Origin of the sequence: Halioglobus sp. HI00S01 (genome assembly GCF_001635445.1) — a bacterium.
Lineage (GTDB): Bacteria > Pseudomonadota > Gammaproteobacteria > Pseudomonadales > Halieaceae > Halioglobus > Halioglobus japonicus.
This window is the reverse complement of record NZ_LWEE01000265.1, coordinates 105033-117932: the sequence shown is the minus strand read 5'-3', so window position 1 is coordinate 117932 and position 12900 is coordinate 105033. Positions and strand designations below refer to the sequence as shown.

Sequence of the window (12900 nt, the reverse complement as noted above, 5' to 3'; positions counted from 1 at the left end):
AAAATTATAGACGCGATTGAGAAAATCGTCATCTTTTCGGACCAATAGCTGACGTGTCAGGGCAATAAGCAGACTAGGGAACTGAATCGGAGATGAGTTCCAAAGTGCCACCCGGGGTTTCGGCAATGGGTGGAAGTTTTTTGTCACGAATCACGATCTCCACACGTCGGTTCGCGGCGCGATTGGCAACCGAATCATTGGGCTTTAGCGGGTGTGTATCAGCATGCCCCACTACCATAAAGCGATCTTCATCAAGCAGCCCATCGCGCATCAGCTCTCGCGCCACAGACATAGCGCGATCAATCGACAACTCCCAATTGGAGTCATAGCCCGCGCCGCGAAAAGGAACATCATCCGAATGACCCTCTACCGATATCGTACCGTGAACCTCTCGCAAGGCCCAACGTAACTCAGCGATCAGCGGCAGAAAATCCTCATTGAGCACCGCCAGGCCCGAGGCAAAAGATCCGTGTTCACGGATACGGATCGTCACCTGATTATGCGTCGAATCAAATTCCACTTTACCTTCATCAATGCCCTGCTTGAGTACCTTGCGAAGCACTTCCTCCTCGCCAAGCTCTGCCAGCATACTCTTCAGTTCATCGATTTCTTGCGGCCGCATATTCTCGACGTCGTATTCGGACAATTCCTCGCTGTCGGTGTTCCCGATTTTCAGGTTGCGACTGACCTGATCCGTGGTTTGCTGCTTGAATTCAGGCAGAGGCGTGGATCTGGGTGTACCGGGACTAAACTCCCGGCGAACGACACTGGTCCCCTTGGGGATCTCCATCGCAGGCACATCCCGCTGCACGCCAAAAGCTAGTCGCATAGATTCAGAAAGCTTCTTGTACTTGACGATATCCATTTGCGAGAACGACAGCAGCAATACGAAAAAACAAACCATCAGCGACATAAGGTCGGCAAATGTTGCCATCCATGCCGGGGCGCCGCTGGAGCCTGAGTTTCGCGAGCTCACGCGGCGGCCCGCGAAGCCTCAGCTACTTCTTCTGTTTCCTCCCCCTGCGGCTGGGGCTTTAGATACACTGCTAACAGCGTTTCAACGATACGGTAATTCAATCCATCCTGTATAGCCAGAATACCGTCCAGGGAAAGCGCATTACTGCGTGCTTCCTCGTCTTTTCGCAGGCTGAGCTTATCACCAATCGGTTTGGCAAATACATTGGCCAGCACCGCACCATACAAGGTTGTTAACAGGGCCACTGCCATCGCCGGACCGATACTCTTTGGGTCATCCATGTTCGATAGCATCTGCACAAGCCCAATCAGCGTGCCAATCATACCCATCGCCGGCGCAACGTCCGCCGCCGCATAAAATACTTCGGCGCCCCAGGAATGGCGATCCGCCGTCTGCTGCGACAACTTGCTCATACGCGCCTCGACAGATGCGCGGTCCATACCGTCAACCAGCATCACCACCGCATCCGCCAGGTACGGGTCGTCTATCTCTAGCCGCTCGAGTGCCAGCATGCCTTCCTTGCGCGATAATTTGGACATCTCTACGAGTGTATCGACCTGCTCCTGGGGAGGCACGAGGCGATATTTGAAGGCGCGGGAAGCCACACTGAAAGCATTGAGACAATCGTGCAGGGAAAATTTCATCATAACGACGAACAGGGTTCCCACCAGAACAATCAGTAATGCCGGCAAGTTGATGAACGTGGCTGCTGAGCCACCGAGCCCAATAGCCAATGCAACTACTATAACTGCACCCACCATCCCAATAAGCGTCGCCGAATCCATTTGCCTTCGCCACCACAATTAAACAATTCACCTAAGCAAATGATCGGCCCGCAAATCCAATACTTGAGCCTGGGGGTTAGGCTCAGTTCATCTCCATAGTTCGTCCCAGCCTTGAACGGATACGGGCCACGGCCTGACTATGCAACTGACATACTCTGGATTCACTTACGCCCATCAGCGAGCCAATTTCTTTCAAATTAAGGTCTTCCTGATAATAAAGCGCCAGCAGAAGTCGCTCGCGCTCAGGGACAGCCTCGACGGCCTCTACCAAATGTTCATGTTGTTCCTCATAGAGGGCGTCCAAATAAGGTGTGCCATCTTCATCAGCGTCGTCGCCCGGCTCCCACCCCTGTTCAGCCAACTGCGCCAGCGGCAGAATAAGGCCGTTATTGGTATCGGCCAGAAGATGCAGGTAGTCCTCCAGATCAATTCCCATGGCGGCTGCAATATCAGATTCCGAAGGCGGATGCCCCAAGGATTGCTCCAGCCGCGACACCACGGCTTCCATTTCCCGGGCGCGACGACGAACGCTGCGCGGCAACCAGTCACGCGAGCGCAACTCGTCCACCATAGCACCGCGTATACGGGCACTAGCATAGGCCTGAAATGGGGTGCCATTGTTCTCATCAAAACGCTGCATCGCTTCGAGCAAACCGAGATACCCCGCCTGAACCAGGTCATCCAACTCTATGCTGGCCGGCAACCGCACCCTGAGGCTCAGTGCGTGACGGCGTACAATCGGAATATATTCCTCGGCCAAGTCACGCTGCTCAAGCTGTCCGTTTGCCGTATACATCGTTTCTTCCATCCCTGACAGCCGCGTTGAGCGCCATCGTTTCATTGTCTTTACGTCAGGGATTCTAAAGCGTGTCGATTTTTCGAAAGCCGGGAATACGGCGTGCAATGTGAATCAATTCCCCGGTTCAGCCATTCAATAAACACAGACTAATGTCGCATCGCCCGGCAGCAACGGCAACCAGGTTGTCGAGTAGACCTTTGTGCGGCAGACCTGTGTCGTGCAGCGCCAGAACGCGCTCTGGACCACCGTTGCCGGCTATCCACTTTAGATGGGAGTATGCTTTCTGGAAAGCATGGATATCAGAGTCTATCCACAGGGCCCAGCGAGGACATCGAAGCACTTCGGGACCGGCGATCAAATCATCGTCGGTGGCATCGATAATCTGCCACCCACCCGCAGGATCAAGCCACTCATAGCCAGCGCGCGACCATTCCGCCATGCGCCGCCCCACATAGTCGGATTCATCGGGGGCGCCCACAACCACAAGGGTCTTACCGGCATTATCGCCGCACACTTGACCGTCACCCGCCTGGTCGCGAGCCTGCCGAGCGCGTGTCATTGCCCAGTCCCTTAGACTTGCTGCTTGATCGCTCATCGCTGTTAATTCGTGTTTGCCGGGACCAACAACTCCCGCGCTATCATGAGAAAAGTAAGGGATTCCAGAAGAGTATCGGCGCTGCGCGCGTCAACTTGACCCTGCATTGCTGCCAGTTCGGCCCTTAAATCATAGTCATCCAGATGGTCGCTATGCTGGACACGCAGCGCGGCCGCAGCCAAACCCTGTGCGACAAATCTGCGCAGGCCTTCACAGCACTGGAAGCCAGGCACCTGGGTCAGTTGACGGTAGCTGAAGCTTGCCAAATCACTAAAGCGCTCCAGGCCGATAAGCGCGGGGATCACGGTCTCATCTTCCATACATTCGGAGCTTATCCAGTATTTCGAGTAAAGGGCTTCACCCGAGGCGTCAGCCCTGACGGTTACCAGCCAGAGTCGTGCATTGAGTTGGGCTACCTTGCGCATACTCGGCCCAGCCAGCCGGACCGGTATCTGCCGCAACTCCATCGTGGTGTCATGCCCCTCAAAGTGCAGCGGCTCACGGGCATGCAGTTCAGCTACCGAGACCAATTCTCGTACAGCCGCAACCTCGTCATTCGTCCACAGCTGGGTATCGGGCGAAGCCTGTGAAAGCCAACAGCTCTCATAAAGACCGATGACCGTGTCAATATCTGGCAACTCGGGAAATATTTGCAGCACTGAACTAAATCGCGCCTGCAACCATATCATGCTGTGCTCGCCCAGCGTCCCGCAATCTGCAATAACTGGCCGCAGGCTGTCATCCAGCAACAGACTGTGGCCAGGGACATCGGCTCCATCGCACTGCAAATCACCCTCCGCGCCCCAAAGCACCGCTGGACGACACAACGCTGTTAGCTGCGTCCGCGTCGTCAGTTCCTCAAACCTGGCTTGTTGCCAGGCTGGGTTCAGTAGTGAAATATCCCAGGCAGCCTCAAGCAGCGGGAAACCGGGTACAGCATCTCGGAGTTTATCCAGGCATAACTTGACTTTTCGGCCACGCTGAAACAGCTCTCTAGACCAACCCGAGGGCGGCAGCGGCACTTGGTAATGGCGCGAAGCCTGCTGTGAAAACGCGCGATCCAACGCCATATCTAGCAGTGCAGACATGTCAGGCTCATCGAGATCTTCAGGCACCCGCTGGCCGGCGGTCGTGTATAGCGGCAGCAGTCCAAAACGAATTACAGCATCCACTAGCAGCCCCGGGCTACACGCCTCATCAAGTTTTGTCAGAATACAGCGGTTGATGGAGCTACCGGCCGCCAGCGCACTGCGTTGATATGCTTCTACTACTTCCTCAAGTGTCAAAGGATGGCAATTGCCACAGAGCAGTAGTGCAAATTCCAGAGCACTGGACGCAGAGGTTAGCTCGCTGAACTGCTGCATAATCCGAGCATCACGCTGACTGAGGCCTGAGGTATCCACCAGCACAAAGCGCTTATCACGAAGTTCGTGCAGCGCCTGGCGCAGAGCGACTCCGTCTGCGACTGAACAAAAACTCACATCAAGCAATTGGGCGTATTCACGCAAGTGATCCTGCGCACCAACGCGGAAAGCATCCGCACTGATTAGGCCCACTTCTTCACTACCATGACTCATGACATAGCGAGCCGCTATTTTGGCGATGGTCGTTGTTTTTCCAGATCCGGTCGGGCCTACCAGAACGAGAATGCCACTGTCCTTGCCTTTACGCTCGAAAGTGTCGTCGTGTGGCAACTGCGCTCTCAACTGCTGTCGCAGCCAATCCCGCATGGGCTCTTCTTCCCAGTTCAGCTCTTGCAATTTCACGGGGAAGCGCAACATCAGGTCACTCTGGAGATCTTCACTAAGGCCCATATCTCTAATTAGCGACTGTAATCTGGCCGCGTTACTGGTTCCCGGTTGCAGCAGCCTGGTTGAGCTGGCAATCATGCCCTTCAAATCGCGAACCTCTGACAACAGCTGAAAATTTCTATCCTCTGCACACTCACCCGTTGTGGCAGCGACACCAGGCGCAGGCGCCGCTAAAACAATGTCACCCTGCGACGGCACCATATCGCCCTCTCTCGCCGCAACAATCTCCACTCCGTGTTCAGTCTCGCGATTGGTCATAATCAAGGCGGCGTCTCCGAAAGCGGATTTCACTTTGCGCAGTGCATCGCGATGACTATTACCTGTAAAGCGACGTACGTTCATGAATTACCTCCTAACCAGTTAGTGATTCGAATCGTCTTATCAATGGGAATTTCGGTATCAGACATCACGGCTATACCGGGAATGCGGTTCTGGAGTAAGCTGTTCAACATTCGCCGCAAGACCTGACGAACGACTACCACGGGGGCGCCCCCCTGCTCTTCCTGTGCATGTAACGCTTGTCCGGCCAGGGTAATAATCGTTTCTCCCAGACCAGGATCCAAGGCGCCACTTTCGGTGGCCTGCATCAGTAAGTCTTCGAGTTGCTGATCGAGCCCTATCACCTGTAACTCGGTCTGGGCACCAAACCACCGCTGGGTAATCGTTCGACCCAGCGCCACTCGGACTTTTTCCAGAACAGTCACCAGGTCTTCATTCGCCACATCCCCATCAGCGAGCGCCTCAAGAATGCCCCTGATATCTCTAATCGGAACCTGATCGCGAAGCAGCTCCTGGAGTACACGCTGGAATTGAGCGACTGACAATCGCTTGTCTACGACGTCACTCACCAGTTCCTGGCCATCTTCGCCAAGTCGGTCCAGTAGCTGCTTGACTTCCGACCGGCTCAAAAGCTCGCTAGCATGCATCTGCATCAAGTGATTTAGATGGGTAGCGACGACGGTGCTTGCATCCACCACGGTATAGCCATAAATCTGGGCGCGGTCCCGATTGTCGCTTTCGATCCAGACTGCCGGCAGACCAAAAGCCGGGTCCTGGGCGTCAATACCCTGCAAACGGCCGGTCGTATTCCCGGGGTCGATGGCCATGTAGCGCTCGGGGTAGACTTCACCGCCGCCGATAACAGCTTCTTTCAGGAGAATCGTATACTGGTTGGCGCCCAGTTCCAGATTATCCTTTATGTGCACAACTGGTGGTAAGAAGCCAATACTCTGCGCAAATTTCTTGCGGACACTCTTAATTCTCGACAACAACTTGCCGTCCTGCTCCTGATCTACCATGGGAATCAGGCGATGTCCCACCTCCAGACCAAGGGCATCGACAAACTGCACATCCTCCCAACTCGCCTCAAGGCTCTCCGGAACAGGAGACAGCTCTTCCTGAATCGGCTCCGTGGGCGCCGGGTCGTCGCGAGTATCGATGTACCACGCGAGGCCGCCAAGGCAGGCGGTAATAAGCAGAAACATGAAGTTAGGCATCCCCGGTACGAGCCCCAGCAACCCCATCACCACGGCGGTGAGTGCCAGTACCTTCGGGTTGACAAATAGCTGCCCGATTACCTGCTGACCGACGTCTTCGTCGGTATCCACTCGCGACACCATAACACCGGCGGCAGTGGAGATGACCAACGCAGGTATCTGCGCCACCAGTCCGTCGCCAATAGTCAGCAGTGTATAGGTCTCAGCCGCTGTTCCCGCATCCATGCCGTGTTGAACAACACCAATAAGCAAGCCACCAATAATATTGACCAGCATAATGATCAGGCCGGCGACCGCATCACCACGCACGAATTTGCTTGCACCATCCATTGAGCCGTAAAAATCAGCCTCTTGTGATACTTGGCGGCGACGCTCTTTGGCCTCGGCCTCACCAATTAGCCCCGCGTTAAGATCCGCATCAATAGCCATTTGCTTGCCGGGCATTGCGTCAAGCATAAATCTAGCGCCGACTTCCGCGATCCGCCCGGCGCCTTTTGTAATGACCATGAAGTTGATGATTACAAGAATCGCAAAAACAACTAGCCCGACTGCAAAATTGCCGCCAATGAGAAATGCACCGAAGGCCTCAATGACTTTACCGGCGGCATCGCCACCCTGATGACCCTCCATTAGAACAACACGCGTTGACGCGACATTGAGGGCAAGCCGCAATAGTGTTGAGAACAATAGAACTGCAGGAAACGCAGCAAATTCCAAGGGTTTGTTTGTGAACATACTCACCAGCAATACCATGATGGCGAGCGAAATATTGAAGGTGAAGAAGAGGTCCAAAATTACCGGTGGGAGTGGCAGTATCATCATCGCCAATACGATGATGACCAATATTGGCCCCGCCATCACATGGAGTCGAATACCCTCGGGCAGTCTGGCCCAGTTTAGCGCAGGCCCCATTCGCTCGGTTAATTTATCCAAGGCCTATTCCACCCTGTGTGAGGCAGGTATCGCCAGCGCCGCCGGCTCTGGCACTACCCCATGCATGTGATCGGGTAGGCGTTTGAGATTTAGTGCCCATGCCATCACCTCGGCGACAGCCGTATACAGCTCGTAGGGTATCTCCTGATCGAGGTCTACATGCCGATACAGCGAACGCGCCAAGGCCGGGGCTTCAAGCACGGGTACCTTATGCTCTTTCGCAAGCTCACGTATCCGCAGGGCGACCCGCTCTGCCCCCTTGGCGACGACGCGCGGTGCACCTTCATTTGCTTGGGCGTATGACAGTGCCACCGCGAAGTGCGTAGGGTTGGTAATGACCACATCGGCTGTGGCGACGTTACCCATCATGCGGCGACGCGCCATTTCCTGCTGCTGGGCTCGAATGCGTGCCTTTAACTGCGGATCGCCATCGCTATCTTTCAACTCCCTGCGGATCTCTTCGCGGGTCATGCGCAACTGCTTGGTATGGCTCCACAATTGAAACGGAACGTCGATCAGACTGACCAGAATAAGCGTAAGTATCATGAGCCCGCACACCAATGCAGCCAGGTACAACCCTGTCGAAATAGCCGCCATAGCGGGCAGTGTCAGGAGCGCCAGAAAATCGTCAACGCGGGACAGCAAAAACATGGCCACCACCGATGACAGCAAGGCCACCTTGGCGAGCACCTTCGCCAACTCGGCAATGGCCTGCGCTGAAAATATTCGCCCAAACCCTTTAATGGGGTCAATTTTCGACCACTTGGGTTTGAGTGACGTCGCGGACATCAAAAAACCCCCAATTAACATCGGGGCAAGCGCGGCTACGAGCACCATAATCAAGAACAAGGGCAGCAGCGCGCTCAGGCTACGCTCACCTAGCAATGCGAGCAGAATGAGCATTTCCCGTGGCTCTACCAGGTATTGCTGCTCGAAACTGAAGGCCTCGGTCATCACCTCACCCAGCGCGGTGAATAGCGCGCCGCTCAGGCTGGTAAGGGCCAAAATTCCCGCGAAAAGTATGACAAATGTTGTCAACTCGCGGGAACGGGCCACCTTACCCTCAGCACGGGCTTTCTCCAGCCGGCGAGGCGTAGGCTCTTCGGTACGTTCCTGTTGCTGAGAATCGTCACTCATATCGAAAAAAGGGAAGGTTCACTACTCTTCGTCTATGCTAAATAAACGGCGGGGCGACGATAGCGCAGAATAGGGCGCGAATTTACCTCTATTCCTGCCCATGCCGGCAGGTCCGCAAGCTTGAGACGTTCGCAAGGCCACTCTAACCACCTGAGCGCGGCAGTGAAAACAAGGAAAGGCGAGGAATCAATGATCGCAGGCTCCATTTCAGACAACATTGTTCTCAATGTCATAGAAAAGAATCAGATCATCGAAGCGATGAATCAGCATGCCATTGTCAGTGTCACCGACGAGCGAGGCTGCATTCTCTACGCCAATGCCTTGTTTTGTTCTACCTCTGGGTATAGCAAGGAAGAACTGATCGGCAGTACACATAATATTGTCAATTCAGGTCATCACCCGCCCGAATTTTTTGCCGACTTGTGGCGGACGATCAGCCGCGAAGCGACCTGGTCAGGGCTCATCAAAAACCGCAGGAAGGATGGGACCTACTTCTGGGTACAAACCACGATTACCCCTAGCACCATAGGGGCCCATGGACCAGTCTTTTACACTGCGATTCGCACAGAGATACGCAGAGGGCCTGACTTTGATTCGCTAGTCGACATTAATACACGCATTCTGTCGTTAATGGGACGGCATGCGAAAGAGTTACTCGAGATAGAGTACGAGAGTCATTTATCGACCCTCAGGCGATTACTTGGCGAATGGCTGAAGGTACTCCCGGCCCAGGCCTTCGTGTTGCTGAAATCCAGCACCGAGAACAGTAGGCCAGTAGTCGAATTTTCCCACCCACAGATCGCCCTTAACCTCTACGACGCCTTTGAGACAGGTCATTACAGTTATTTGCAGGCGCTCAGAAGTGACGCCAACAAAGTATCACTACATCAGCCTGAAAACGAACCAACCGACTGCGCTGATAATGACCTGATGAAATGCCTCGTTCAAGAAAACATCCTTGGCATTGCGTACCTGCCCCTACAGATGAGCGGGGACTGTGAATACCTACTGTGCCTTTTATGCGATTCAGAACAACAATTTCGAGCACTCGACGATTTAGCAGAATATCTGCAGATGATTCGCGACCATCTCAGCACGAGTCTGCGCCGCTGCGCACGCGAAAGACAGTCATCGCTGGAGAAACAGCGTCTTCTGGGAAGGCAATTACTGGCTCATGTGGCTGATTTCGATCTGGATCTTCGTACGCTTCAGGTTCGCTGGTCACCAGACATGTTCGGCCTGAGCAAGAACCTAGCGAAAATAGAATTCAATCAGTTCTTGCAGTTGGTCCATTCCAAGGACCGACGCCTATTGCTTGCGGAACTTTCAAACGCCGTCAACAACTACCGATCAATCGAAGTGGAATTCAGGATCAGCAATCAACAGGCCGCCGAGATCTGGGTCCAACTCCGCGGCGCTAGAACCCGGGTACCGAACGGCGACGCCGATACGCTGGTTGCCACGCTTATCGACATCAGTCGTATCAAGCACACCGAATCCGAACTGCGCAAATCGAAATCACTGGCGGAACATGCCAACAAAGCCAAATCCAATTTTATTTCACATATGAGCCATGAACTGCGCACCCCCCTGAACTCCATTCTTGGTTTTGGCCAGCTCCTGCAACTTGACCAACATCTGGAAAAGGAACAGCAGTCCAATGTCTCCGAAATCGTCGGAGCAGGCACCCATCTCCTCAAACTAATCAATGACATCATCGACTTATCTGTCATAGAAACAGGCTCGCTAAACACTGTACTCGAATACCACCCACTCAAGGAAATCATTGATGAGACCGTGGCGCTGGTCAGCCCATTGGCGGCCCGAAGAAATGTCGATCTCGTATGCCAGGGGACATTCGATGGCCATGTGCTGGTTGATCGATTACGACTAAAACAAGCGCTCATCAACCTGATCAACAACGCGATCAAGTATAACCAATCGGGCGGAAATGTGATTGTTTCGTGCTCACATTCTGTCCCCTACCGAGTGCTGATAAGCATCGCAGACACTGGTATTGGGATTGCGTCAGAGGATCAAAACAGTCTGTTTACGCCCTTCGAGCGCGGCGCTAAAAGCGGTTCGTCCATCGAAGGGACAGGTATCGGTCTTTCGATCACTAAAAAGATTATCGAGAACATGGGGGGAAGCATTGGCTTCACTTCGCGGCCTGGCATGGGCAGTATCTTTCACCTTGAGGTTTACGCACCCTGTGCCACCCCGCCTACATTCGCGTTAGATCAGCGCGATTATCCAAATACTGCAAATAGCAGCGTGGCCCTTTTCTCTGATCACGCCGCCACGCGGGAACTCATTGATAACACCCTTGCTATGCACGACGGGCTGGAGGTTATAAAATTCCATGCGCACGAATACCCGGAGGCACTTCAGCATTGCGCTACGCCAAGAGTTATCATTCTGGACAGTGATACCCCACATAAGACCCTAGAATCTACAAACGACGATCAAAATTCGGCTCTTCGACGTATTCCTCATGTCGGTATACTTTCATCTCAAGAGTTTACAGATTTACTACCTTCCAGCATGGGCATTTTCAGTGCCATCTGTCTGACACCAATTAACAGCGCTGAACTAGAGTCTGCGATTACTTCCGTGCTTACCGGCGTGCCTGGGTAACAAGCTGTCCATAGCTGGTTGCTTCAAGCAGCGCCGCAGCGATCTGCCCCAATGGCAGTGTTTCGCAAGCCCCCCCCAGGCGCACGGTTTCGCCGGGCATACCCCAAACCACACTGGTTTCTTCGTCCTGGGCGATGGTATGCACGTGCTGATCCTTTAAAGCACACATGGCGCTGGCGCCGTCTCCGCCCATCCCAGTGAGTATCGCGGCCACGGCATTGTCGCCGACAGCGGCCAGAACAGACCGAAACAGTACATCGACGCTGGGCTTGTGGCGGTTGACCGGTTCGGAATCGTCGAGCAGGCAGAGATAGCGCGCTCCGCTACGAGTCAATCGCAGGTGACGATCCCCGGGCGCAACAAACGCGTGGCCAGGTAGCACCTGGTCACCGTCTTCCGCCTCTTTTACGGACAGTTGTGTTATCCGGTCAAGTCTCTCCGCAAAAGCGGCACTGAAACCAGGCGGAATATGTTGGGCAATAACAATGCCTGGAGCATCTGATGGCAGCCCCATTAACACTTCGCGAATCGCCTCCGTGCCGCCGGTAGACGCACCAATGGCGATCAAACGATCAGTCGTTCGAAAGTTTCGCTGCTTCGACGCAGCTCTTGCCCCGGTGATTGGGGTATGGGTAGGAGTATTGGCTGGATTAGCGTTTCGGCGATGAACCTTTACGCGTGCAGCGTGCCGAACCTTGGTGAGCAGTTCGTCTGCGCAATCCTGCAAGGTATGGGAGACATCAATACTGGGTTTGGTGACAAAGTCGACAGCACCTAACTCCAGCGCACGCAACGTGACATCGGCACTGCGCTGGGTGAGTGACGAAACCATGACCACGGGCAGCGGGCGCAAGCGCATAAGATTGCCAAGAAAGGTCAAACCATCCATACGCGGCATTTCCACGTCCAGGGTAATTACATCCGGATTTAGTGACTTGATCTTTTCTCTGGCGATATACGGATCGCCGGCAACACCTACAACTACTATATCGTCTGCCTCTTCGAAAATCCTGGATAAGATATTGCGCACCAGCGCCGAGTCATCGACCACTAATACTTTAACTCGGGAATCTTCCATGAGCTTGTCAGAATAGTTCTACGTCACTGCTTATGGGCTGATGCGAGAGATCTTCACGATACTTACTCTCACGCTCGGTGATGGTGTCATTGGTGACTTTGCGCAGTCGTTTCACCATCGCCTTACCTGTCTCAGGGAAAAAGACCACGCGTCGAGGGTAAACGTCTCCAACATCTCTGGAGGTAACCAACAGCCCCTCCTCCGCGACATACTCTTCGACGAAAGCAATGTTTCTCGCGCCAATATCTGTCATCTGATCAAGCACCTGCCCGCCACCAAATAGCTTGACTTCAAGTCTCCGGCGGCGCCCGCCATGCATAATAATTTGATTTATGAGTGTTTCCATGGCGTAACTACCATAGCGCGCCTGGGTGCTGGCACAGTCACCGCCGCTCTTACCCTCGGGGAGCATAAAGTGATTCATTCCGCCGACACCAAAGTCGACGTCGCGCACACAGGCCGAAATACACGACCCTAGAACGGTGGTTATCATCTCGCCTTGGGTGGAGACATAGTACTCACCTGGCAGTATTTTCGCAGAATGGCAGGCGAAGGCCCGATCCCAATAGCGATGCACATGCTCATAGCCATCCAACACATTAGGCTGTTCGCCGCGCATCGCTTGACTGCTATTGCTGAGAATCTGGCTCACC

General features: G+C 54.0%; 10 protein-coding genes. 1 reads left to right on the top strand and 9 read right to left on the bottom strand.

The window, feature by feature from the left end:
- Positions 1-73: 73 nt before the first annotated feature.
- The 7 genes from A3709_RS18005 to flhB all read right to left on the bottom strand — a co-directional run bounded on the left by A3709_RS18005 (position 74) and on the right by flhB (position 8532).
- On the bottom strand, positions 74-976 hold the full coding sequence (locus tag A3709_RS18005; protein ID WP_082850197.1) for a MotB family protein: 903 nt from the start codon (positions 974-976) through the stop codon (positions 74-76).
- Entirely contained in the window at positions 973-1761 is a 789-nt protein-coding gene (locus A3709_RS18000; RefSeq protein ID WP_066057778.1) for a MotA/TolQ/ExbB proton channel family protein, read from the bottom strand. Before A3709_RS18000 ends, A3709_RS18005 begins: the two co-directional genes overlap by 4 nt.
- Positions 1762-1843: 82 nt before the next feature.
- Entirely contained in the window at positions 1844-2557 is a 714-nt protein-coding gene (locus tag A3709_RS17995; RefSeq protein ID WP_066058555.1) for an RNA polymerase sigma factor FliA, read from the bottom strand.
- Between the two features lie 127 nt (positions 2558-2684).
- Positions 2685-3119: a hypothetical protein gene (locus A3709_RS17990; RefSeq protein ID WP_066057775.1), complete on the bottom strand. Its 435-nt coding sequence runs from the start codon at positions 3117-3119 to the stop codon at positions 2685-2687.
- A 41-nt stretch (positions 3120-3160) separates the two neighbouring features.
- The gene (gene flhF, locus A3709_RS17985; protein ID WP_066057771.1) at positions 3161-5308 is read right to left on the bottom strand and encodes a flagellar biosynthesis protein FlhF; all 2148 of its coding nucleotides are present in this window, start codon (positions 5306-5308) and stop codon (positions 3161-3163) included.
- Positions 5305-7395 (bottom strand): flagellar biosynthesis protein FlhA, encoded by a 2091-nt coding sequence (flhA, locus tag A3709_RS17980; RefSeq protein ID WP_231871234.1) that lies wholly within the window; start codon positions 7393-7395, stop codon positions 5305-5307. The genes flhF and flhA overlap by 4 nt, the downstream gene beginning before the upstream one ends.
- Positions 7396-7398: 3 nt before the next feature.
- The gene (flhB, locus tag A3709_RS17975; protein WP_066057765.1) at positions 7399-8532 is read right to left on the bottom strand and encodes a flagellar biosynthesis protein FlhB; all 1134 of its coding nucleotides are present in this window, start codon (positions 8530-8532) and stop codon (positions 7399-7401) included.
- A 120-nt stretch (positions 8533-8652) separates the two neighbouring features.
- Between flhB and A3709_RS17970 the strand changes: the two genes are divergently transcribed.
- On the top strand, positions 8653-11169 hold the full coding sequence (locus A3709_RS17970) for a HAMP domain-containing sensor histidine kinase (RefSeq protein WP_156507843.1): 2517 nt from the start codon (positions 8653-8655) through the stop codon (positions 11167-11169).
- Here the strand turns inward: A3709_RS17970 and A3709_RS17965 are convergent.
- Positions 11150-12247, bottom strand: a complete 1098-nt coding sequence (locus tag A3709_RS17965; RefSeq protein ID WP_066057758.1) for a chemotaxis response regulator protein-glutamate methylesterase — start codon at positions 12245-12247, stop codon at positions 11150-11152. The two genes, A3709_RS17970 and A3709_RS17965, sit on opposite strands and share 20 nt — an antisense overlap.
- A gap of 7 nt (positions 12248-12254) precedes the next feature.
- Positions 12255-12899, bottom strand: a complete 645-nt coding sequence (cheD, locus tag A3709_RS17960; protein WP_231871233.1) for a chemoreceptor glutamine deamidase CheD — start codon at positions 12897-12899, stop codon at positions 12255-12257.
- Between the last annotated feature and the right edge of the window lies 1 nt (position 12900).